This is a genomic window from uncultured Tenacibaculum sp. (genome assembly GCF_947495995.1).
Classification (GTDB): domain Bacteria; phylum Bacteroidota; class Bacteroidia; order Flavobacteriales; family Flavobacteriaceae; genus Polaribacter.
Genome location: NZ_CANMAX010000003.1, coordinates 252122 through 274355 on the forward strand (window position 1 = coordinate 252122; position 22234 = coordinate 274355).

24 protein-coding genes are annotated in these 22234 nt (G+C 35.0%); 18 read left to right on the top strand and 6 right to left on the bottom strand.

What is annotated here, in order from left to right; genetic code table 11:
• Nucleotide 1 precedes the first annotated feature (1 nt).
• The 18 genes from Q1A15_RS10305 to Q1A15_RS10385 all read left to right on the top strand — a co-directional run bounded on the left by Q1A15_RS10305 (nucleotide 2) and on the right by Q1A15_RS10385 (nucleotide 18066).
• Nucleotides 2–445 carry a heavy-metal-associated domain-containing protein gene (locus tag Q1A15_RS10305; RefSeq protein WP_299622902.1) on the top strand — a complete coding sequence of 148 codons (444 nt, stop codon included), beginning with the start codon at nucleotides 2–4 and terminating at the stop codon, nucleotides 443–445.
• A 104-nt stretch (nucleotides 446–549) separates the two neighbouring features.
• On the top strand, nucleotides 550–864 hold the full coding sequence (locus Q1A15_RS21030; RefSeq protein WP_363322671.1) for a DUF6660 family protein: 315 nt from the start codon (nucleotides 550–552) through the stop codon (nucleotides 862–864).
• 59 nt (nucleotides 865–923) lie between these two features.
• The gene (locus tag Q1A15_RS10310; RefSeq protein ID WP_299622905.1) at nucleotides 924–3104 is read left to right on the top strand and encodes a TonB-dependent receptor; all 2181 of its coding nucleotides are present in this window, start codon (nucleotides 924–926) and stop codon (nucleotides 3102–3104) included.
• A gap of 2 nt (nucleotides 3105–3106) precedes the next feature.
• On the top strand, nucleotides 3107–3520 hold the full coding sequence (locus tag Q1A15_RS10315) for a transcriptional repressor (protein WP_299622906.1): 414 nt from the start codon (nucleotides 3107–3109) through the stop codon (nucleotides 3518–3520).
• Between the two features lie 56 nt (nucleotides 3521–3576).
• Nucleotides 3577–3939, top strand: a complete 363-nt coding sequence (locus tag Q1A15_RS10320; RefSeq protein ID WP_299622909.1) for a DUF3703 domain-containing protein — start codon at nucleotides 3577–3579, stop codon at nucleotides 3937–3939.
• The gene (locus Q1A15_RS10325) at nucleotides 3936–5885 is read left to right on the top strand and encodes a heavy metal translocating P-type ATPase (protein ID WP_299622912.1); all 1950 of its coding nucleotides are present in this window, start codon (nucleotides 3936–3938) and stop codon (nucleotides 5883–5885) included. Before Q1A15_RS10320 ends, Q1A15_RS10325 begins: the two co-directional genes overlap by 4 nt.
• 154 nt (nucleotides 5886–6039) lie before the next feature.
• On the top strand, nucleotides 6040–6411 hold the full coding sequence (locus tag Q1A15_RS10330; RefSeq protein WP_299622915.1) for a metalloregulator ArsR/SmtB family transcription factor: 372 nt from the start codon (nucleotides 6040–6042) through the stop codon (nucleotides 6409–6411).
• A gap of 1 nt (nucleotide 6412) precedes the next feature.
• Complete coding sequence (gene merTP / locus Q1A15_RS10335) at nucleotides 6413–7015, top strand: mercuric transport protein MerTP (protein ID WP_299622918.1); 603 nt, start codon at nucleotides 6413–6415, stop codon at nucleotides 7013–7015.
• Nucleotides 7015–7224, top strand: coding sequence for a GDCCVxC domain-containing (seleno)protein (locus Q1A15_RS10340; RefSeq protein ID WP_299622921.1), 210 nt, complete (start codon nucleotides 7015–7017; stop codon nucleotides 7222–7224). Before merTP ends, Q1A15_RS10340 begins: the two co-directional genes overlap by 1 nt.
• Nucleotides 7224–7589 carry a glyoxalase gene (locus tag Q1A15_RS10345; RefSeq protein ID WP_299622924.1) on the top strand — a complete coding sequence of 122 codons (366 nt, stop codon included), beginning with the start codon at nucleotides 7224–7226 and terminating at the stop codon, nucleotides 7587–7589. The genes Q1A15_RS10340 and Q1A15_RS10345 overlap by 1 nt, the downstream gene beginning before the upstream one ends.
• 745 nt (nucleotides 7590–8334) lie before the next feature.
• Nucleotides 8335–8679 (top strand): single-stranded DNA-binding protein, encoded by a 345-nt coding sequence (ssb, locus tag Q1A15_RS10350; protein WP_299622926.1) that lies wholly within the window; start codon nucleotides 8335–8337, stop codon nucleotides 8677–8679.
• Between the two features lie 76 nt (nucleotides 8680–8755).
• Nucleotides 8756–9205, top strand: coding sequence for a JAB domain-containing protein (locus Q1A15_RS10355; protein ID WP_299622929.1), 450 nt, complete (start codon nucleotides 8756–8758; stop codon nucleotides 9203–9205).
• A gap of 10 nt (nucleotides 9206–9215) precedes the next feature.
• Nucleotides 9216–9413 carry a hypothetical protein gene (locus Q1A15_RS10360; protein WP_299622932.1) on the top strand — a complete coding sequence of 66 codons (198 nt, stop codon included), beginning with the start codon at nucleotides 9216–9218 and terminating at the stop codon, nucleotides 9411–9413.
• 390 nt (nucleotides 9414–9803) lie between these two features.
• Nucleotides 9804–10214, top strand: coding sequence for a BfmA/BtgA family mobilization protein (locus tag Q1A15_RS10365; RefSeq protein ID WP_299622934.1), 411 nt, complete (start codon nucleotides 9804–9806; stop codon nucleotides 10212–10214).
• A gap of 11 nt (nucleotides 10215–10225) precedes the next feature.
• Complete coding sequence (gene mobB / locus Q1A15_RS10370) at nucleotides 10226–11254, top strand: MobB family relaxase (RefSeq protein ID WP_299622937.1); 1029 nt, start codon at nucleotides 10226–10228, stop codon at nucleotides 11252–11254.
• A 1-nt stretch (nucleotide 11255) separates the two neighbouring features.
• Nucleotides 11256–12851, top strand: a complete 1596-nt coding sequence (locus Q1A15_RS10375) for a type IV secretory system conjugative DNA transfer family protein (protein ID WP_299622940.1) — start codon at nucleotides 11256–11258, stop codon at nucleotides 12849–12851.
• 86 nt (nucleotides 12852–12937) lie between these two features.
• Entirely contained in the window at nucleotides 12938–16513 is a 3576-nt protein-coding gene (locus tag Q1A15_RS10380; RefSeq protein WP_299622942.1) for a hypothetical protein, read from the top strand.
• A gap of 77 nt (nucleotides 16514–16590) precedes the next feature.
• Nucleotides 16591–18066: a hypothetical protein gene (locus tag Q1A15_RS10385; RefSeq protein ID WP_299622945.1), complete on the top strand. Its 1476-nt coding sequence runs from the start codon at nucleotides 16591–16593 to the stop codon at nucleotides 18064–18066.
• Here the strand turns inward: Q1A15_RS10385 and Q1A15_RS10390 are convergent.
• Genes Q1A15_RS10390 through Q1A15_RS10415 form a run of 6 tightly spaced genes read right to left on the bottom strand, consistent with a single transcriptional unit; the run spans nucleotide 18063 to nucleotide 22233 of the window.
• Nucleotides 18063–18431 (bottom strand): hypothetical protein, encoded by a 369-nt coding sequence (locus Q1A15_RS10390; RefSeq protein WP_299622948.1) that lies wholly within the window; start codon nucleotides 18429–18431, stop codon nucleotides 18063–18065. The two genes, Q1A15_RS10385 and Q1A15_RS10390, sit on opposite strands and share 4 nt — an antisense overlap.
• Before the next feature lie 7 nt (nucleotides 18432–18438).
• Entirely contained in the window at nucleotides 18439–19269 is an 831-nt protein-coding gene (locus tag Q1A15_RS10395) for a DUF4138 domain-containing protein (RefSeq protein WP_299622951.1), read from the bottom strand.
• On the bottom strand, nucleotides 19266–20195 hold the full coding sequence (gene traM, locus Q1A15_RS10400; protein ID WP_299622953.1) for a conjugative transposon protein TraM: 930 nt from the start codon (nucleotides 20193–20195) through the stop codon (nucleotides 19266–19268). Before traM ends, Q1A15_RS10395 begins: the two co-directional genes overlap by 4 nt.
• A complete protein-coding gene (locus Q1A15_RS10405) occupies nucleotides 20185–20799 on the bottom strand; it encodes a conjugal transfer protein TraK (RefSeq protein WP_299622956.1) in 615 nt (204 codons plus the stop codon). Before Q1A15_RS10405 ends, traM begins: the two co-directional genes overlap by 11 nt.
• A gap of 13 nt (nucleotides 20800–20812) precedes the next feature.
• Nucleotides 20813–21655 carry a hypothetical protein gene (locus Q1A15_RS10410; RefSeq protein ID WP_298310222.1) on the bottom strand — a complete coding sequence of 281 codons (843 nt, stop codon included), beginning with the start codon at nucleotides 21653–21655 and terminating at the stop codon, nucleotides 20813–20815.
• A gap of 2 nt (nucleotides 21656–21657) precedes the next feature.
• Nucleotides 21658–22233 (bottom strand): conjugal transfer protein, encoded by a 576-nt coding sequence (locus Q1A15_RS10415; protein WP_299622959.1) that lies wholly within the window; start codon nucleotides 22231–22233, stop codon nucleotides 21658–21660.
• Nucleotide 22234: the final 1 nt, after the last annotated feature.

Below are 22234 nucleotides of genomic sequence, written 5' to 3' on the forward strand. Positions count from 1 at the left end.
AATGAAGAGAGTAATTTTAAGTATCGCTGTAATAGCAGCGTTAGGTTTAACAAGTTGTAAAAACGAAACCAAAAAAGAAACAGAAACTACAACAACTACTGAAATGTCTAAAGATATGGCAATGACAGAGCTGTCTTTTGGTGTAAGAGGAAATTGCGGAATGTGTAAAAACACCATCGAGAAAGCAGCAAATGGTGTAGAAGGTGTTGCAAGCGCCAATTGGGACGTTGATAAAAAGAAGATTGATGTCTCTTTTGATGACACAAAAACTGATGCAATGGCAATTCACAAAGCAATTGCAGCTTCAGGTTACGATACCGAAAAAGTGGCTGGTGATGAAGAAGCATATAATGGTTTGCCAGGGTGTTGTAAGTATGACCACGAAATGGCAATGAATCAATCAGGTGAAACAAAAAGCGATGACCATTCAAATCACGACCATTAAGCTAATAATGAAAGAGTCTTTGTAAAGAGGCTCTTTTTTATTAAAAAGGAATGCTATAAGTTCTTTGCACTACAGTTGCATCAAAATCTTTTTATCTTTGCATTGTGAAATTTTTTGCAATCATACTATCATTTTATTTCTTGGCACTTCAAGTAGTGCCCTGTAATGATGATGCAAATATTGTAGATGATTCTCAAACTATATCAGTAGTTGATTTTGACGGTGACCACGACCAAGATTGCGAAATGTGCTCACCTTTTTGTCATTGTCACTGCTGTCACGCCCACGGCATTTCCGCCCTTAATTTCTTCACCGATACGGAACACCAATTAATTGATGGAGAGATTACTTCAAAGGATATGGCTATTGTCCAAGATGTCTCGTTTCGCTTCTTTCAACCACCTCGTAGAATTGGCTAAAATTTTAAGCGATAAAGAATCGCCACTTACATTATTTAGTCAATTTATTAAAAATACATATGAATAAAAGTCTATTAAGCCTTTGGCTTATGCTACTATTTTGTGCTGTTGGTTACGCTCAAAATACGTTAGAAATAAAAATTTTTACAGATAAAGAGAAGGAACCTTTGCTTGGTGCAAGCGTGTATATTGAAACCCTAAATAAAGGTGCAATAACTAATTTTGATGGAGTTGCTTTTTTAGAGGATATCCCAAATGGCGAATATAAATTGCAAATTTCCTTTTTGGGCTTCGAAACTTTGGAAAAACTCATCACAATTCCCTCAAATGAAGAATTGATTTTCTATTTAAAAGAAAGCTCAAATGCTTTGGACGAAGTTGTACTACAATCTACACGAAGCACAAGGACAGTAAGAAAAATACCTACACGTATTGAGTTTATCGGTGCTGAAGAATTAGGAGAAAAGGCAATAATGAACCCAACCAATATTTCTATGGTGCTTCGTGAAAGTACGGGAATACAAATGCAACAAACCTCATTAAGTAGTGCAAATACCAACATTAGAATACAAGGTTTGGATGGGCGCTATACGCAACTATTGCGTGATGGTTTTCCGCTCTACGGCGGTTTTTCAAGTGGATTGAGCATTTTACAGATTCCACCATTGGATTTAAGGCAATTTGAAATCATCAAAGGTAGTTCGTCAACATTATATGGCGGTGGTGCTATTGCAGGATTGGTCAATATGGTTTCAAAAACGCCAAACGAAGAACCAGCTTTGGATATTATGCTAACCCAAACACAGGCCTTAGGTAGTACCGCCAATGTTTTCTATGGCGAACGAAGAGATAAATGGGGCTGGACACTTTACGGTTCAGGTCATTATCAAAAAGCATATGACCCAGAGGATGATGGTTTTAGTAATCTACCACAGACTCAATCTATAAGCTTTAATCCTAAATTGTTTTATTATCCCTCAGATAATACTACTTTCTGGTTTGGAATCAATGGAACTTATGATGATAGAAAAGGTGGTGATATTACAAAAATTGAAGATGGCGAAAATGGAATCCATCAATATACTGAAGAAAACCTATCCAAACGGGTAAGCACACAAGCCGTTTTTGAATCTCAATTTGATTCTGTTCAATCTATTTCCGTAAAGAACAGTATTGCTTTTTTTGATAGGAGTTTGGACATACCAGATTTATCTTTTAAAGGCAGTCAATGGAACACCTTTACAGAAGCTGCTTACCAAAAGCAAGGAGTAAAAGCAGATTGGGTTTTAGGAGCAAACTTATATTCTACAGTATTTAATGAACGGGGAAATCCTTTAGAACGTGACCAAAAGGACGTTACAGTTGGATTGTTTGCAAATAACATCTATGACCTTTCGGAACAATGGATTCTTGAAACAGGACTGCGCACCGATTATGCTATTGATTGGGGATTCTTTGCGCTGCCAAGAATTTCTCTTTTGTATAAATCCAACAACAACTTTTCTAGCAGACTTGGGGGTGGTTTGGGCTATAAAGTTCCAGATATTTTTACTGAGGAAGCGGAATTTATCAATTTTCGAAATGTCTTACAGATTGATAAGGATGCTTTGAAAGCGGAACGTTCTTATGGTCTTAACCTAGATTTTAACTATCAAACAAGATTGACCGATGAAATTGGTTTTTCCGTAAACCAATTATTTTATCTGACAGCTATTAGAAACGGATTACTACTTAATTCTGTTGATGGTGATTTATTTCAGTTTGAAAATGCTTCTGGAGAAATTCTAAGTAAAGGGGCTGAAACCAATATCAAGTTTACTTATAAAGATTTTAGGTGGTTTTTGAATTACGCATTTATAGACACGCGCCTAAATTATCTACCTGGCAATCCACAGAAACCACTTACTGCAAAGCACAATGCAGGGAGTGTTTTGATGTATGAATCTGAAAAATGGCGTATTGGTTATGAAACCTATTACACAGGAAAACAATTACTTTCAAATGGATTTGAAACAACAGATTTCTTTACAATGGGCTTACTTGTAATGCGTAATTTTAAATGGGGAAGCACATTTGTAAATTTTGAGAACTTTACAGACCGAAGACAAAGTAGGTTTTCGCCTTTGGTACTGCCGCCACACGAAAACCCTACCTTTCCAGAAATTTATGCGCCCACAGATGGTTTTATCTTTAGTGTAGGAATCATTTTAAAACCCTTTGGAAACGAAGACGACGATTAATTATGCAGACAATAGAAGAATTATTAGAATCAAAGGGAGTTCGGATAACGGCAATGCGCTTGCTGATATCCAAGTTCCTTGCAGGAAAAAAGGTGGCAGTTACTTTGAGTGATATAGAAAATGCTTTCGCGAAGGCAGATAGAACCACCCTCTATAGAACTCTTAAAACATTTGAGGAAAAAGCAATTGTACATCAAATAGATGATGGCACTGGCATCACCAAATATGCGATGTGTGAAGAAGGTTGCAATTGTGAAATGGAACAAGATTTACACCTTCATTTTCATTGTAACAATTGTGGAGAAACAGTGTGTTTAACGGAACATAAAATCCCACAAATAAAAGTCCCCGATGGTTTTGTTTCAGAAAATGTAAACTTGGTAGTAAAAGGTATTTGCGATAAATGCAGTGCCTAATAAATGCACTTCCGTTGCACAGACTATTAAGCTACTTTTATCCAAAATAGATGGATATGAAGTTTAATGTAAAAATACCGAGACATCTAAAAGAAGCTTATAGTTCAGAGTTAAAATATTATAGAGAATACCTCATAAAAAAGCAATATGCTAATGCTTGGTGTCACTTAGAGCGTAGTCATATTATAGGTCAATCTTACCCAATAGAGCATACTTATTCCCATTGGTTAATGCTAAGGTTTGGTTTAATGCAAAGAAGCACCAAAGAAGTCTTTGGGCAAATAATAAGGCTAGTTGTCGGAGGTTGGAAATCATTTATAAATCACGTTCCACTTGGTAATACAGGTGGTGCAAACGTACCACCATTAAAACGTATGCCTATTCCAAATGATATTGAAAAATTATTAGATATTAAATGAAAAAAAAGAAAGTCAATTTAAGAGATTTAAAATCAAATTCAGAGACGAAACATTCTCACGATGATGGTCACGACCACGGAGATGGAAGTGCATTCAAAACATATATTCCTGCAATCATAAGTTTTACAATGCTAATTGTTGGAATAGGATTAGATTTTTTTGATATTTCTTTTTTTAAGGATTGGGTTCGTATTGCTTGGTACAGTATCGCATATTTACCTGTAGGCTTTCCGGTAGTAAAAGAGGGTTGGAATAGTATTAAAAAAGGTGATGTATTTACCGAGTTCTTTTTAATGTCTATTGCCACAATTGGTGCATTTGTTATCGGTGAATATCCAGAAGGTGTTGCTGTAATGTTGTTCTATGCAGTAGGTGAATTATTTCAAAACGCAGCAGTTAACAGAGCAAAAGGAAATATAAAAGCGTTATTAGATGTTAGACCAAAAGAAGCCAATGTGTATCGTGATGGTGATTATAAAAGTGTGTCGCCAGAAGATGTAAATATTGGAGAGAAAATACAAATTCGCGTAGGCGAAAAAATACCGTTAGATGGTATTTTATTATCCGAAAAAGCATCTCTAAACACCGCAGCTTTAACGGGTGAAAGCAAACCAGATTCCATTCTGAAAGAAGCAAAGGTTTACGCAGGTAGTATTAATTTAGAAAGCGTTATCGAAGTTGAGGTAACCAACAAGTTTGAAGACAGTTCTATTGCGAGAATATTAGACTTGGTTCAAAATGCGACAGCACGTAAATCCAAAACGGAATTATTTATCAGACAGTTTGCACGAATCTATACGCCTATTGTAGTCTTCTTGGCTATTGGGGTTACTTTTCTGCCTTACTTTTTTGTGGAAGATTATGTCTTTAGAGATTGGCTGTACAGAGCCTTAATATTCTTGGTGATTTCTTGTCCTTGTGCGTTGGTGATTTCTATTCCGTTGGGTTATTTTGGTGGATTGGGCGCAGCCTCTAAAAATGGTATTTTGTTTAAAGGCGCTTCCTTTTTAGATGCAATAACCAAGATAAATACATTGGTAATGGACAAAACAGGAACCGTTACTAAAGGTGTTTTTAATATTAAAGACATAAAAACTACTGGTTGGGAAGAATCTGAATTTATGAAATACCTAATGGCTATGGAAGAGCAATCAACACATCCAATAGCAAAAGCCATAATGGAATATCAAGAAAATGAAGAAGATTTTGAAGCTAAAGAAGTTTCAGAAATTGCAGGTAAAGGCTTAAAAGGAATTGTAAACGGTAAAACCGTTTTAGTAGGAAATAAAGCCTTAATGACTGCCAATAATATTGGTGTTCCATCTGAAACGAAATCTATTGTAGAATCCATAGTATTAGTAGCAATCGATAATCAATTTGCAGGTTATGTCGTGATAGCAGACGAGTTAAAAGAGGACGCTAGAGAAACGATTACTACATTGCATAAAGTAGGTGTCAAAAATATTATGATGCTTTCAGGTGATAAAGATTCCATCACCCAACAAGTCGCTAAAGAGCTAAATATTGAAAATGCTAAAGGTGGACTACTACCAGAAGATAAATTAAACGAAGTAGAAGCTTTAAAACAGAATCCTAAAAATAAAGTAGCTTTTATTGGTGATGGTATTAATGATGCACCAGTTTTAGCAGCAAGTAATGTTGGTATTGCAATGGGTGGTCTAGGTAGTGATGTTGCAATAGAAACGGCAGACGTCATCATTCAAACCGACCAACCTTCAAAAGTGGTTAGAGCCATTAAAATAAGTCGTTCCACACGTAAAATTGTTTGGCAGAATATCATATTAGCATTTGGCGTTAAAGTTATCGTTTTGATTTTGGGAGCTGGAGGTTTAGCAACAATGTGGGAGGCGGTATTTGCAGATGTTGGTGTAGCATTATTAGCAATTTTAAATGCGGTTAGGTTACAAAGAATGAAATGGTCTTAGCTTGTAAATTAAGGGTTTTAAAAAGTTATTTTTATCATCAAGCAATCCCTTTTTTATTGTAAAATCTTCGGGTCAAGTTTATTTTAACTCAAATTTGTATTTAAGTATTTGCTTAAATAATTACATATTTATATTTTTGCTCAAAATAAGTTGTATGAAACTTGAAACTAGTTGTATTAGAGCAGAAGCAGACCAAGCTCAAATACTTCGTTGTAAAGAAGATTTAAATGAGGTATCAACTTCCATTGAAGGGATAAGTAAAATTATGGCACTGGCGGGTAATGAGGTTCGTTTTAAAATATTGTTTTTGTTGCAAAGGGAAACCGAATTGTGCCCTTGTGACTTTGCTGATATTTTAGAAATGAGTGTTCCCGCTATTTCCCAACATTTACGTAAGATGAAGGATATAAATGTTATTTCTGCCCGCAGAGATGGGCAAACCATCTTTTATAGTATTTCAAAGGAGAACGAAGCATTTTTGGCAGCTATTTTAAGTAATGTAGCATCTGGAAGAAAAATTGCATAATATGAAAAAAACAATGACATCTAATCGAACTGCTTTTGCTGGATTGTTTTCAGCTATTGTAGCTTCTTTATGTTGTATTACTCCTGTCTTGGCATTGCTTTCTGGTACTACAGGAATTGCTTCTACTTTTTCTTGGGTAGAACCCTACAGACCCATTTTAATAGGTATAACCGTTCTGATTCTTGGTTTTGCCTGGTATCAAAAATTAAAGCCACGTCCAAAGGATATTGATTGTGCCTGTGAAGACGAGAAACCTAAATTTATTCAATCGAAAAAGTTTTTGTTTTTGGTTACAATATTTGCAGGTACAATGTTGGCATTTCCGTATTATTCACATTTATTTTACTCCAATTCTAATGCTGAAAAGCAAGTTGTTTATGTATCTGAAAGTAACGTAAGTGAATTGACTTATTCTATTCAGGGAATGACGTGTGCAGGATGTGAAGCCCATATTAAAAACGAGGTAAATAAGCTAGAGGGCATTTTAGAAGTGGATGCAAATTATGAGACTTCCAAAGCTTTTGTAAAGTTTGATAATAGTAAGGTAACTGCTAGTGAAATTGCAACTGCCATTGGAAAAACAGGATATAAAATCATAGAATAATGGAAGCTATTTTAGAATCTACAATTACGTGTCCCAACTGTGGACATAAGAAAGAAGAAGAAATGCCAACAACAGCTTGTCAATTCTTTTATGATTGTGAAAATTGTAAAGAAGTATTACGCCCTAAAGAGGGCGATTGCTGTGTATTCTGTTCTTATGGCACCGTGGCTTGTCCACCTATTCAACAGGATAAAAGTTGTTGCAGTTAATGAATTATACTGCTAAAAACATTAGGACTTTTATTGGTGCTCGCCGTTTTAATGAGTCTCGCACTTTTTATAGAGAATTAGGTTTTGAAGAAGTAATACTCAATGAAAAGATGTCATTGTTCAAAGTGAATGAGAATCTCGCCTTTTACCTACAACGCTACTATGTGAAAAAATGGATTCATAATTCAATGATATTCTTAGAAGTAGATGATATTGAATCTTGTGAAAAAGACCTTAAATCAAGAGGTCTTCAAGACAAATATAAATATGTTCGTTTTACCGAAATTAAAACTTTTGATTGGGGACGGGAATTATTTATGCACGACCCTTCAGGGGTGCTTTGGCATTTTTGCCAGTTTAGTTGAACTCGTCAACTCGAAATATTAAATGCCAAAATATTGTTCTGGCATTTGGAATAAAAACGATAGTATCTATTCTGGGTACAGGTGGCTTGGTCACGATGTGGGCAACAGTATTCACCGATGTAGGCGTAGCACTATTGGCTATCTTGAATGCCATACGAATACAAAGAATGAGTTAGAAGTAAATCCCACTCAGCACATTCCCTTTCATTCCGTTACTCTCCATTTCAGGAAAAGAGCTTCACTCACAGATATCTTGGACCCAATCCACAATTTTGAGTTTCCATTACGTTAACCCTTTCCGCAGAGGCTGGAAAGGAACACTTCACTCCATCTAAAAATTGCGGATTACGTCCGCTTGATAGGAAAATTGTAGTTGCATTTTGTGCTACTTCCTATGATTTTATATTTCTCTAAAGCGGTTTTAACCCACTTCCCGAACCGCCACTATCGGCTTTTTTGACAGCAAAATAACAACATTCATTCTTGGACGACGGCATAAAGCCAGGCTCCTACGTCGCTCTTTTTTATACGTCTTACCAAGCCTGAATATTGAAAGGCACAAGCAACAAAAAAGGTAACAGCGACGGCTCTATGGGAAGTAAATCAAAACTGAATCTTATGAAATCTTACAAAATCATCAAAAAGGAAGCAGCACAAAAGTTAAAAAAACAACAAAAGGAAAACGCTTCAGATATAATAAGTAAATCAATTTTTAAAACAAATATTAATTCTTAAATCATTTATTATGAGTACTCTAAAAAACAAAGTGCAGTTAATCGGAAACGTGGGAAATGCTCCCGAAATCAAGACCCTAGAAAGTGGTAAAAAAGTTGCCAATTTTTCAATTGCTACCAATGAGTTTTACAAGAACTCTAACGGAGAAAAAGTACAGAACACCCAATGGCATAACATTGTCGCCTGGGGTAAGATTGCCGAAATCGTAGAGAAATACGTTGGCAAAGGAAAAGAAGTTGCCATAGAGGGCAAATTGACATCGAGAAGCTATGAAACCGAAGCAGGTGAAAAACGATATGTTACCGAGGTGGTAGCTAACGAAATTCTATTGCTTGGTGTAAAAGGCGAAGAATAGATAAAACATAAAAGAGGGCGTTCCTGTGGAAAGATGCGCCCTCTTTTTCATTTATAACCTCTTAAAGAAAATTACAATGAAGAACAAAGTTAATGAAATAAAAATAAGCTATATAGGTGGTGTCAAATCTCATCTATGGCGAAAAGTGTCGCATTCTAGCGATGCGGCAGAATTGCTATTTGAAAATTGGGATAAAGGCACGATTGGACTGTTTGAAACCTTTAAAATTCTGCTATTAAATAATAGCAATAAAGTAAAAGGAGAACATATAATTTCACAAGGTGGTATAACGGGAACATTGGTCGATATGCGCATCCTTTTTGCAACGGTATTAAAGTCGCTTTCGGTAGCGATAATTTTAGCCCATAATCATCCAAGTGGTAAGTTAGAACCGAGTGAAGCTGATAAACTTTTGACCGACAAAATAAAGAAAGCAGCTTCCTTTTTTGACATTAAGTTATTGGACCATTTAATCTTTGCACCCGATGGAGACTATTTCAGTTTTAAGGATAGTCATATTCTCTAAATTTTGAATTATGGTTTATCTCAACTACAGTAATCTCGATGCAGAAACGCAACAAAAGTTAATGTCAAATTCCAAAGAAGATGTAGCCCGTAAATTTGGAAATGACTTGAAAAAATACGCCAAAGAAAATCATATTAACTATGAAACCCTTTTGGAAGAAGAAGCAATGCGAAACCTCTATTCGTATGACTATATTTTTAATATCTAAATCACGAATTTTATGTAACCAGACCTTTGAGAAATCGGAGGTCTTTTTTTATACCTCATTTTGTAATTCGCAATGAAAATTCAATTCTCTTAGAAATACTTTTAAAATTGAGTTTTTCAACTCTTAAAAATTCGTGTTTAGTTTTCCAGCAGTATAAAAGCCATTACATTTTTGGATGTAATGGTACTTGTTTTTTGTCCCGCACACGGGACGAAAAGGAATAGCAAGAGGGTAACACGCTGGCGCGATGTTTCGATATTCAGTTTTTTCAAAACCCAAGTAAAATCGATGGTTAACAAGGATTACTTGTTTTGATTTTAAAATTTTAAGTAGTGTTTTTTCAGAAAAAACTCTTGAAGCCCAATAAAACCAACAAATTTTTTCAGAAAAATGGATAAAGGCTATGAAAAAGAACGATTTGAGAAGCTCGGAATTAAAGTATCCGTGGCAGAACGATTTCGTGTTTTCAGCAAGAAAATGAATAAATCTCAATCGATGACTTTGCTTTTAATGATTGAGTTTTTTGAAGAAAATGGTATCTCACCACACGAATCTATCGGACCAAATATGCAAACGTTAGAACATAAAATTTCGCTCCTTATCAAAAAGAGAATCAACGGTGTGATAGCGATTATGAAGGACATTGAAAAGAACCAAACCAAGCCTACAGCAGCTATGATACAATCGCTTTTTGTCGAGGCAGAACCACCAAAAAGAAAACGGATGGTTGAAAAGAATGACCCCTATAAAAAGAACGAAATGCGCTTTCGCGAAAAACTAGAACCGGATAACGAATTGTAAAAGTTGAAGAAATGTATATCACTATAACAGCGCAAAAATTGGGAGGGCAATATTCACAAAGTGTAGCCAATTTTGTGGACTATCTAGAGAAGGAAAATGAAGGTTTGCAGCAAGAGGAAATGGAACACTTTTTCAATCAATATGGTGATGAAATAAGTGCGTCTGAAGTGGTTAAAGATATTGACGGAAACACTGCAAAATTGAAAAAGAAAGAACCTAAATTTTATTCAATTACGGTTAGCCCTAGCAAATATGAATTACGAAAACTACAAAACAACCGAGAGGATTTAAAGACCTACACAAGAGCCATAATGAAAGATTATGCGGCATCTTTTAATCGGGAAATTAATGGTAAACCCATCACGGTAGATGATATAAAATATTATGCTAAAATCGAGCATCAACGCACGTACAAAGGAACGGATAAAAAGGTGCGCGAGAACCAAACTTTTGCTACCAAAATCCTCAAACTTAAAAATGAAGTTCGGAAAATTGAACGTGGTGAAGCCAATGGTAGTGTAAAGAAAATTCAAAGGAAAATAGCAAAACTAGAAGCCGAAGCGCCACACCAACAAAATGGAAAACGCATTGTCCAAGGAATGCTAAAGGAAGGTAACCAAAGTCATATTCATATCATCGTAAGTCGCAAGGATGTATCGAATTCTGTCAGTCTATCTCCAGGAAGTAAGTACAAAGCTTCTGAAGTGATGATGAATGGTAAATTGGTAAAGCGTGGTTTTGATAGGGATTCTTTTTTCGCGAAAGCGGAACAGACCTTTGACACCACTTTTAGGTATAGGCGCAACTATGCAGAATCTTACAAATCGAAGAAGGACTTTATCAAAAACCCGAAGCTCTATTTTTCTACATTACTAGGTTTGCCAGCAAGTGATAAAGCGATAGCCTTTAAAATTTTAGGGAAAGCAGGAGTGCCTATAGCGAGCATTCCAACCAATAAAGTTCAGTTGGCTCTAAAGACCATTCGCTATTTAAAGCGAGGTGTGGATATCGCCATAAAATCAGGCTCAATAGGCGTATGATATGGAACAAGAAACTATATTATTTATCGTCGGATTATTGTTTGGAATGGGATTAGTATTTTCTAGCCTATTCAAGCTCACTCGCTACGCTTATGGCATCAATCTTTTATTGAGTGTTTTCTGTTTAGGAGTGCTTTTTAAAACGAATCGATATCTACTACAATCAATTGAACAGCTTCTTTACATAGGTTGTCCATTATTACTTCTCAATACAGTTTTATACGTTTTTTTACACAAGGAAAACGAAACATATAATGCAGACGATAAGTATTTAGTTCGTTTCAAAGTACAGCGAGGTAGCTTTAAAATTGACAACATCAAGCGCGGAGCTTCTATTATCGGTTCTGCAGGAAGTGGAAAAACCGAGAGTGTTGTTTTTAATTTACTGACTCATTTTAGCCAATATGGATTTTGTGGCGTGATACACGACTACAAACATTTTGAAATTACGGAAATGGCATATCCACTTTTTGAAAAACGTGGTATTGATTTTAGAGTCATTTCCTTTGATGATATCTATGACCGTGTGAATCCAATTGCACCACGATATATGCAAAATGAGGAAAGCGTGAATGAAGTAGCGCGCGTACTTATTGAAAATCTTTTAGAGCAAAAGGAATCTGGAAGCACAGGTGCAAGTAAATTCTTTAACGATGCCGCAGAGGGATTGATTGGTGGTTTGATTTGGAAATTGCGCTGCTCATATCCAAAATACTGCACCTTACCACATCTTATAGCGATTTACCAAATACTGGAAACAGATGACCTAATCGATTTTTTAAGTTCAAATACAACCTCTAGAGCAATGGCAGATGCTTTTATAAGTGGCAAGGATTCTGACCGACAAACGGCTGGAGTTAAAAGCACCCTGGCCAATGCGCTTAAAAAGATTAGTACGCAACGGATTTTTATGGTGCTCTCTGCCGATGATATTTCGTTGGACATTAATAGCCAGGAAGAATCATCCATTATATCTGTGGTGAATAATCCAAAATACGAAACTGCTTACTCGCCGATTATCGCCACCATTATTCACACCATTACAAAACAAATGAGTGTAAGGAACTCAAAACATTCGTTTTTAATGATGGAAGAAGCGCCTACCATTCGATTACTAAATATGCATCGTATTCCGGCAACATTGCGTAGCTATGATATAGCCACCATTTACGTAATGCAGGATAAAATTCAGAATGATATGATGTATGGAGACAAAGCTAGTAAAGCAATATTGAGTAACTTATCTTATCAGTTTTTCGGGAAAGTAAATGACCCTGACACGGCTAAATACTATGAGCGTTTTTTTGAACTCATTAAGCGAGAAACTACGAGCGTAAATCGAGGGCATAATCTCAATTTTGACACTCGCATCACAACAGGCGAACGTGAAATCCCTAAAATTAGAGCAGACGTATTCTTTAGATTAAAGCAAGGTGAGTTTATCACATTTGCTGATGGTGAGGATAAGAAGGTACAGTTTAAGTTGGCTAAGATTGAGAAGCGGTTACCAAATAAAAAACAGGCATTTACTCAAGCTGATTTAGAGGCTAATTTTGAAAGAATTTATCGTGAGGTTAGGGGGATTTTTGACGAATAAACTATTGTTTTCTGAGGATAAAAGGACTCATATATCTATTATTAAAAATGATATGAATATCTTTAGAAAATAATATTTACAATAATTTGAGTTCAAAAAAACAAACTAATGTTGGTCCTAGAGATTATAAGATTTCAGATATCAAAAGGCTCTTTGCACTCTCTGGAAATCAATGTTCAAAACCAGAATGTACAAGAGCATTAATTGCCGAGGATGGATTGACGGTAATAGCTAAGATTTGTCATATTGAAGCGGCGAAAAAAGGTGGAGCTAGATATAGAGAAGATATGGACGATGATGAAAGAAGGTCTTATGAAAACCTTATTCTACTATGTGATGAGCATCATCAAACTATAGATAATAAGGCAAATAAAGATGAATTTACAACGCCTATCTTAAAAGATTGGAAAGAGAAGCATACTTCAAAAAATACCGCAACTTCTTATTCTCCTAGCGAACATATCATAGAGCATTTTATTGAAATCACGAAATTGCATTATGCAAAATTAGATAGTATTGATGGACCATATGCACCTGTAATCTCTTATGAGTATGTTTCAAGAGAAATAGAGACAACTTTCTTACCTATCTTAGAAGAAAAAAGTTGTTTGTTGCTAACAGGTATTTCTTTTTGTGGTAAGTCAGAAATGGCTCGTAATTTAGCGAACTACTATTATCAGAAAGGCTACATCTATAAGCGAGTTTCCAATGTTAGAGATGCAGGTTCATTTTTAGAATCAGTTGGTACGAATAGGGTTTGTTTCCTTGAAGACCCATTTGGTCATATGTTGGGCGATGAGAAGCCAAATGAGCTTAAGCGTTTACAAGACCTTCTTCAAAATATACAAGAGAATCATAAACTGATTATTACTTCCAGAAAAGAAATTGTACAATCCATATTTGGTACTTCTAGTCTTATGGAATGCCAAATAGAAAGCAACAGTTGGTACGATATAACCGTTAGTGATATTTCTTTTTTAAATAAAATATGGAGTAACATTGTCGCTAAGCGTGAACTCAAAGAAGAAAATGTAGTTAATGTAAGAACTCTACTTTCTTCAAATAAATTACTTCAACCTGGACAGTTAGTTTATTTGGCAAAACTTCCTGATTTAAAATCTAAAGTTTATGATACTAATAGGCTGTACCAAATAGCACAAATAGATGCGAGAGAGTTCAGACAAGCTATAATTAATATCGACGATTACACTTGGAAAATCTTTTTGTTGCTTGGTTTGGGATGTGATACTATTAATGGGTGTACTTATGAAGATTTGCGATATGCATTAGATTCTAACAAAAAAGAATGTTCATTAGAGCCTAAAAGAGAGGGATTAAGTTCTTTCTTGGGAAAAGAGCCTACAGATTTTGTATTTCCAGATTACCCCGATACCACAAATGATATAGACGGATATGAACGGGGAATTAACCTCTTGGAAGAACGTGGTTATGTACGTTTAGAGCATAATGAATATGTATTTACACATCCTCAGTATCGAGAAATAGCAAGAGGGTTTATAAGAAATATGAACGCTATTAAACAAAGGAAAATTCTTCCTTTTATTCATAATTTGCTTACTTGTCTTAACTCAGAAGTAGCATACAATACAGCTAAAAATTTAGAGCTCATATTTAAAAACTTTAATGTCACTTTTTCGACAGAGTTAACTAAAACGGTTTTCGATGTAAGTGAAAGTAGCTATTTCCCAAAAGTTTTAGACCAGTGTTACCTTTATTTATTGCAAAATTTCAGGGCGAATAATGTAGAAGAGTATCAACAAGGTTTATTGTTTAAACTGCAATCATCCACGGATAATTCCAATATTGTTTTTATTGAAGGAAAGCCAATAAAATATAGAGCTGTAAGTTCATTGTCACAGTTATTTATTTCCTCTGAATTGCCATATTCGAGAATACTTGAAAATATCAATAATGCAGAACCAGTTTCATCTGAAAATATTTGGAGTACGCTTTTATCAGTGAATAGACTTGAAGAAGAATTGAGCATAGAGTTTTTAGAATATGCTTTTAAGAACAATGAAGTTTTTATAAGAAACTTGGCTGCATACAATTACTTTTTAAATGTCAATAAGTTTCACGACTCTATACTTAAAGACAAAATATTGATTGATGAACAACCTTCAGTTCTTTTTTATGCACTTAAGGGTTTCTTACAAGGAATCCCAAATAATGGTAAGTATCTAAATAAGGAATTGATGGAAAGGTTTCTTTATTTTTTCAATAATGATGAAATATTCTGTATTCGTTCAAGTAATCTAATGACAAACTTTTCAACAGATTATGCATCAGATAGTATTGATTGGAAGGTAATAAATCACAATCGTAAATTTTGGGTTTGGCGCATTTGGGCTGATTTGTTTATTGCTTTTATGAAGACTTTTCCAAAGAATGCAAGGTTTTCACATACTCCTCGCTTTTCTGGAATGATGACCAGAGCTAAAGAGTTTGTTTATCCTGAACAAGCAGTAAAGATTTCTAAAGGTTTACTTGGTTATATAGAAGCAAATTTAAAGACAAGAGTTCCTGATAACTTTGAAATGCATTTAATGGATTTCTTAATAGATGCAACTCAAGAAAAACCACATTTAAGGCTAACTGTTTTTAAGAAACTCATTTCCAATCCATACACTACAACTTTTAATGGTTATAGTTTAAGTTGGGCAGTGAGTAGATGGGAATTATTGGAATTGAAGGAGAGACAGATTATTATGGATTTGATTACTTCATCAAGAGTGGATGTAGATTGGCTAAAGGCTATTTTGATTAATTCTTGTTTAGAAGCACCTCCTGAATTACAGGAAATTATTTTTGGGCAAAGCGATTTATTATCTCAACCAATAGAGAATATTATTGCAAACATCCCAAAACCTTTTTTAGAAAAGTTAATCATTGTTTACTCTGGAAGAGATGGCGCACTTGATGAAATTGGTCTGAGTCATCGTAACATATTATTGAAAAGTATCACACTACATATTGCCAAAAATAGTATTGAAATAGAATATGAAAATTGTGTTTTACTATTCCTTACAGATATTCTAAATGGAATTAGGGAAGAAGAATGGGAAAATGTCAAAAGCGATTGGCTTCAAACAGTGCAGAGCAGTTCAAACATTGATAAGCTCGTTGAATTGGTTATAAATCAAGTGTCGCGTACTAGCTTTATCGTAAAGGAAACAAAGTATGTATTCAAATCAATAATTGATAAGTACACAGAGTCTGGTAGAATTGATTATTTGGCTAATCTCATTGCAAATAATATTGAAAATTTGACATACACTTCTGGTGACCGAGATGTATTCTATGTGTTAGGTTCAAATAAGTTCTTATCAAAATTGGTTTTTCCGTTAATACCTAGAAATAATCTTCTGTTAAATCTATTAATCGGTTTGGAAAAGGATAAAGTTACCAATGACGATTTTAGAAAGTATCTTAAACCTATTATTGATGAGAAAAATGAGCCAATCCATTTTAGGTTGATATTTGATAAACTCAAAAAACTCTACAGCAAAAAACTACTTGAAGAAGATATTTTTGAACAGTTAAATACGATTCCGAATAATATAACTGAAAGGCAAAAAGAATATTTTGAAACTGAAGAAAGGACTGAAAAACTCAAAGACTTTATCTATTTCTTGAATTAGAGATTAGGTCTTTATATTAATTGTCGTTATAGTGTTCATTTCACTAACTAGTTGGTTTTTTACCAACTGAATTCAAAGTGTCTAAAAAGAAATTAATATTGTTAATCGCACTTAATAAAGAAGGAAATAGAATAAAAGCATTTAAAGGCGGGCTTGGCAAATGTCAAGTATGCAAAAATGATGTAAGGGCATACTGTGGTGAAATCAATATACACCATTGGAGGCACATTGATTTGGAAAAATGTGATTTCTGGAAAGAAAACGAAACTGAGTGGCATCGTAAATGGAAAGAAGAATTTCCTGAAAATTGGCAAGAAGTTATTGTAAAAGACGGAGAGCAAATTCATAGAGCAGATATAAAGACCCCTTCTGGTTTAGTGGTAGAATTTCAAAATTCCTCTATTTCATCAGCAGATGTGAAAAAACGAGAGCGATTTTATGGTGATATGATTTGGCTCATTAATGCCGAAGAATTTAAAGAGAATTTTAATTTGTGGAGTGAAGTAAAAGCTCAACTTAGGTATTTAGAACAAACTAACTCTAGTTTTGATTATGACTATTATTACTCAAAAGACAGTCACGAAGTAAGTTCCCTGAAAGAAGATATCTCAGAAACCGACAGTGACATTACATCGAATGAATATGAGGTGTCCAAGACTAAAAGAATTATTCAGGAATTAAAAGAGCTAGAAGGAGATTTAAAACAGACTACTAATAGATTTTTCGAAGAATATTATGGATACTATAATCCAATGAAAAATTTCAAGTCTGATATAAAAGAAAGTTACCCTAAACTCTCTGATTTTCTGAAAGAACTGTCCAATTCATTTAAACACAAAAACGAGCTATTAGAAAAAATTGAATCTTTTGAAAAGTGCAAGATTGGCGAACTTGAAAATTTTTCTATTGTGGAATACAAGTTCATTAACTCAAAGCACTATAAAATCTGTAAAATGATTAAGAAAGAGACTATGAATTCTTTCTTTCCAGACGTAATAAATTTTACTTCTACTCAGGATTTTGAAAGGATGGCTCGAAATGAAAATTATATACTAATCATTGACTTTAGAACTATTAGAGAGAAGCTTGAATTGGAGTCTTTGAAGATAAAAGATGAAATTTCTAAGACTAAGAATGAATTGAAGAATCAAAAAAAAACTTTAAAAAATCAGATTAAGAAATACCTGAAAGCTGAGAAGTCTAATGCCAAAAATAGTTTAAAGAAACTGAAGGAGATGGAATTAGATTTACAAAATAAATTATATCACCAAAAGGAAGAATTAAAAGAAATAAAGCGGCAAGAAAAAGAGGAAGAAATAGCCAGTAACGCTAGAGCAGCAAAAGAGGAGGAACTGCGCAGATATAGTATTATGAAAGATTACAAAGGCCTTTATGGTTATCATTGGAAGTATAAAAGAAAAACTTGGGACTTCTCTGAAAAACCGATTTATTTAGATTTTGGAAACGCTATTTTTCATATTCAAAATAATTCTACACTTAAGAAAATGACACATCAAGAGTTTATTGATGGCGTTAAGTTTGATTTTAATTAAAAAGGACTCTTCTCCTTCAATCCCTTTTCGGTAACCAACCATTTACCATCCTTCATAACTAGCTTAAACGTTTCAGGCTTTTCCGCATATGCCGAAGAAAATTGTACCCAAGCGGTTTCACCATCTGATGTTTCGTTTAGGACTTTGAAATTTGAATTGCTTACTTCTGGGTCTCCAGGTGCCATAACATTCTGTATGGACATAAAAGAGGCGTAGCTATCGTCTGTGGTATGTTTCTTTAGAGTAGTATTTTTCTTTTCATAAAAGCTCTCGACTACAATCTTTGCAGTATCTGTATGTGATACTTGGGTCTGGCTGCAGGCCATTAGGACCAGCAGCATAACAAATAAGGGGATATGTTTCATCTTCATTCTAATTTGGATTATTGATATGTTCATTGGAGATTTTCAATTTTATATTGCGTTCCCCATTGGTTTCATTAAGCTCTAATACTACCGAACGTTCATTGCTTATGGAAAACTTAGGTAGTACATACACTAAGGTTTTGCTTTCGTTTTCTTTAATCTTTTCAGGTAGCTTGTATGTAAAATTTGGCTCTTGATATAGGCTTTGTAACGATTTTTTCTTTCCTTTTTTTCTGGTTTCAATTGAAAAGTTCAAGAAGTTCAAATCATAGTCTAAAGAAGACCTGTTTTCAATCTTGATAACGAAGTACAATTCCTCTTTATCAAAAACGATATTCTCAACGGTTAATATGATACCGCTGTTTCGCTTTTTAAGTCTTCCAATACGCTCTTTTCGCTGTAATAAATACGAACAAAAACGCTCATAATATTTCGACTTATCGAAGCGAGGCTCTTGTTTTTTAGTTGTAGTTAGTTGGTCGTCCATTGGTTTTTCATTGCCAATGGAACTTGTTAAAGGAATAAAATAATTGAGCTTAGACAGCTCTTCCTTATACTTTACAATATACGAAAAAATTGACCCATTATTATTGATTATCAGTAAATTACTTTCGTTTCCCGGCTGCGCCTGAAGCAAGCCAAAGTATTGTTCTTGCTCTCTATTATAGGTGAATACAAAGTTCTCTGAACCCGTAATACCTTGTCGTATCGGATTAGGAAAAAACAGGGCAACATTGTTTTGGTCATTGGCATAAATGGTATCGAGAATTTCTCTTTGTTGCGCTTTCGCGAAAGCGGAAACAAAAACAAACGCTATGAGAATGATATACTTTTTCATAATTGTGGTTTTAAAATAAGTTTGTAATTATTGACGATGGTAACTTTTACGTTCCGGTTACTACGCTGAAAGAGTTGTTTTACACCAGTTACTTGTGGTACTCCCGAGATATTAATATCGTTCACGATGTCTTCAACAACTTCACGTTTAGCATCAGCTCTAAAGCTGTTTTCTACATAGATGCCTTCGCTACCATCTTGTAAATCGAAGGCTTTAAGACTGACAGGCTCGTGTATAATGTTTGTAATTTCAATCATTGCCCGATTGGGTTGAAAACTTAAGAAGCCAAAAACAGGGGTGTTCTTCGGAACGATTTTATTATTAATGAGTGCATCTTTGGCAAGTCGCATACGTAAGCGAAAATCTGCCTTGACCGTTTGGTTACCATCCACAACAACCTGAATGGTTGCATCGGTTTTGGTATTAAGTATTTTCGGATTTTTCTGCGGGTTCGAAGCAAAGAATAATTGATGCTCCAAGCCTAATTCCTTGGCTGCAATTTCTTTTTCAATTGGGGCAATGATTGTATCTATTGGTTTCGACTCTACTACTTTTGGTTGTGCAGTTGATTGATTGCGATAGGTCATTGCTTTATAGTCAATCTTACCAGAACTATAGATGCTATCTACAATGCGTTGCTTCTCTTTAATAAGATTATCTGGGTCGTAGAAGCCGAGGGAATCCAAATACTTTTCATCGTAAATGCTAGGCGCATTCGTTTCTCGTACCTCTTTGAGGTCATCAATAGCTTCTAATTTAGACGTATAATCTTCCTGCTCTTGCTGAAGCTCCGGTACTAATGTCTGTTTGAGATTTTCGGTTTCTGCTTCGTCATTACCTAGCATTAAAATGCTATATGAAACAATGAATAAAACAACAACACCGAGTATAGCCCCAAAGACAATTTTGTTTTTTTTAATCTTCATAACTTATTTTTTTTAAAGTGTTTTCAAAGTAATTTGTGATGAGTAGTCCGTGTGTGTTTTTGGGATAGTTGCGGTCTACTACAATGAGATTTCCAGTAGAGATAAGTTCATACGTATCGACTACAGTTCCTCTATTAATTTCAAAGACGGTTCTTGTTTTAAAGCCATAAATGTCTCCGTCAATATCTAGTTGTGATTCAATGCTCAACACTTTTTGAACCAGGGAAAATTGAAGTAATCTGTTATACACACCATCTGCTTTTTTCTGCCGGTATAGATTATCTATAGAGCTATTTCCTAGCCATAAGGCTTTCTCTAAATTCTTTTCATAATTACTAGCGTCAATGTCGTAGAAATAGCTGTGGAAAAGTTCTAAGTGGGCTAAAGCCTCTACTTGAAAATTCTCTTTCTGCGCTACCCATTTTAGGGGGATTACTGTACCATCGGTATTAATAGCAAAGGCGCTGTTTAATGCTTTGTTATGGATGTCATAAACAATCCATCCACAAAAGGCACTAGAACCGAGGGCGCATAGAATCACAGCCAATACAATAAAGCGATTGATATTGAGTACTGCATAGATATTTTTATATGATGTTTTCATAGTTGTATTTGCTTTAGCCTGTGAAAAGTTTTAGTGTGAATGTTGTGGCTCGCTTGTAGAGCTTGAATTTCAGGAAGACAATAAAGACCACAGAACCCAATTGAACCACGGGAGCGAAAAAACGACTGCCTACATCGGTTCCAAACAGATTGACCCAAAAGTTGGTGTTGATTTCCGTATAAATGGCATTGATAAATACATTAACCAAAAAGAAAGCTGGCACGAGCATATAGACTGCTGCATATAATTTGAAGAAATTGTACGCCATAGACCTAAACTTTTCAAACACCGCAAGGCTTAATACCAGAGGGAAAAAGGCTTGCATTATGCCCAAAAGAAAATAGCGTTCTGCTAGAAATAAAGGGTAAATGAATAAGTCTAATATCCAAAGCCCTAGACTGATGATGAAGGCAATAATTTTCCAACCAAATAGTGGAGTAACGAGCGCATCATATAATAGTGCCATAGCCTTTTTGGCGGCTTCCAATGCGCCCACATCTTCTTCAATAGGAATGTCCTGCATTTGAAGCGGAAGGAGCGCAGGAGCCGTGTTACGGTACTGACCTTCGATGGCGACCAAAATACCGTCAAAAAAACCTAGAATTTGAGTCGAGAAAATGACCAGGAGAACAATTGCAAAATTCTTTGCCAGTTCTCCCGGGCTCAATCCCCACGTATAACCATCTTTGTTGGCAACGCCTTCATTGTACTTTTTTAGGATATTGATTAAAAAGAACAGTACCGCAAGTGTTTTCATCCCAGCAATGGTGTATTGAGAGAAGTCACTAGCCTTTATCGTTTGAAAAACGGCATCGATATACTCTAAACCAATTCCTAAAAAAATCATTGCTGTCATCGCTAATAGTTTGTTTCTCTATTATTGATTTTATCTTGCATTTTTCTGAAAGAAATAATGTCTTTATAGCGTTCTACTTTTGAATTGATTTCGGCAACCATTTCTGCAGATTCTCGCTCTTTTTCCTTTAGGACTTTGGCACGCTCTCCGTCAGTCATTTTTAGGTAGTCACTTGATAGGACTTCATCCACAAAATCAACCGCATTTATGGAGTTTTCGATGATGGCATTAAATGAATTTGTAATAGCATCAATCTCTCCAACTTTGATATAAGGGGAATTGAGGATGTCATTCAAATCATTCTGTAGGACATTGAATAGCGCTTGATTATTGCTGGCAATTTCTTGCACAGCTTTGAGTTGTTGTATTGCGCTATTTACTTTCTCGATGCTTTCTTTGGCATCTTTTAAGAATTGTACCGTCTTTAAAAGTTGTGAGGTCTGTTTTGCAGATTCTATAAGCGATTTTGCAAGGCTTATAAAATTGGTGTTGTCATAAACTGGCATTCCCTGACTCGTAGCACGGGCAGGCAATAAGAGGGTTACGGCTAGCGTAAGTCCAATAAGTATCGTTTTCATT

Excerpts from the sequence above, each read along its gene's own strand:
- Q1A15_RS10340 (WP_299622921.1), top strand. The coding sequence starts at position 7,015 with ATGGAAGCTATTTTAGAATCTACAATTACGTGTCCCAACTGTGGACAT.
- Q1A15_RS10415 (WP_299622959.1), bottom strand. The coding sequence starts at position 22,233 with ATGAAAACGATACTTATTGGACTTACGCTAGCCGTAACCCTCTTATTG.
- Q1A15_RS10345 (WP_299622924.1), top strand. The coding sequence starts at position 7,224 with ATGAATTATACTGCTAAAAACATTAGGACTTTTATTGGTGCTCGCCGT.
- mobB (WP_299622937.1), top strand. The coding sequence starts at position 10,226 with ATGTATATCACTATAACAGCGCAAAAATTGGGAGGGCAATATTCACAA.
- Q1A15_RS10395 (WP_299622951.1), bottom strand. The coding sequence starts at position 19,269 with ATGAAAAAGTATATCATTCTCATAGCGTTTGTTTTTGTTTCCGCTTTC.
- merTP (WP_299622918.1), top strand. The coding sequence starts at position 6,413 with ATGAAAAAAACAATGACATCTAATCGAACTGCTTTTGCTGGATTGTTT.
- Q1A15_RS10325 (WP_299622912.1), top strand. The coding sequence starts at position 3,936 with ATGAAAAAAAAGAAAGTCAATTTAAGAGATTTAAAATCAAATTCAGAG.
- Q1A15_RS10390 (WP_299622948.1), bottom strand. The coding sequence starts at position 18,431 with ATGAAACATATCCCCTTATTTGTTATGCTGCTGGTCCTAATGGCCTGC.
- Q1A15_RS10330 (WP_299622915.1), top strand. The coding sequence starts at position 6,040 with ATGAAACTTGAAACTAGTTGTATTAGAGCAGAAGCAGACCAAGCTCAA.
- Q1A15_RS10320 (WP_299622909.1), top strand. The coding sequence starts at position 3,577 with ATGAAGTTTAATGTAAAAATACCGAGACATCTAAAAGAAGCTTATAGT.
- Q1A15_RS10305 (WP_299622902.1), top strand. The coding sequence starts at position 2 with ATGAAGAGAGTAATTTTAAGTATCGCTGTAATAGCAGCGTTAGGTTTA.
- Q1A15_RS10410 (WP_298310222.1), bottom strand. The coding sequence starts at position 21,655 with ATGACAGCAATGATTTTTTTAGGAATTGGTTTAGAGTATATCGATGCC.
- Q1A15_RS10355 (WP_299622929.1), top strand. The coding sequence starts at position 8,756 with ATGAAGAACAAAGTTAATGAAATAAAAATAAGCTATATAGGTGGTGTC.
- traM (WP_299622953.1), bottom strand. The coding sequence starts at position 20,195 with ATGAAGATTAAAAAAAACAAAATTGTCTTTGGGGCTATACTCGGTGTT.
- Q1A15_RS10405 (WP_299622956.1), bottom strand. The coding sequence starts at position 20,799 with ATGAAAACATCATATAAAAATATCTATGCAGTACTCAATATCAATCGC.
- Q1A15_RS10365 (WP_299622934.1), top strand. The coding sequence starts at position 9,804 with ATGGATAAAGGCTATGAAAAAGAACGATTTGAGAAGCTCGGAATTAAA.
- Q1A15_RS10360 (WP_299622932.1), top strand. The coding sequence starts at position 9,216 with ATGGTTTATCTCAACTACAGTAATCTCGATGCAGAAACGCAACAAAAG.
- Q1A15_RS10310 (WP_299622905.1), top strand. The coding sequence starts at position 924 with ATGAATAAAAGTCTATTAAGCCTTTGGCTTATGCTACTATTTTGTGCT.
- ssb (WP_299622926.1), top strand. The coding sequence starts at position 8,335 with ATGAGTACTCTAAAAAACAAAGTGCAGTTAATCGGAAACGTGGGAAAT.
- Q1A15_RS10375 (WP_299622940.1), top strand. The coding sequence starts at position 11,256 with ATGGAACAAGAAACTATATTATTTATCGTCGGATTATTGTTTGGAATG.
- Q1A15_RS10315 (WP_299622906.1), top strand. The coding sequence starts at position 3,107 with ATGCAGACAATAGAAGAATTATTAGAATCAAAGGGAGTTCGGATAACG.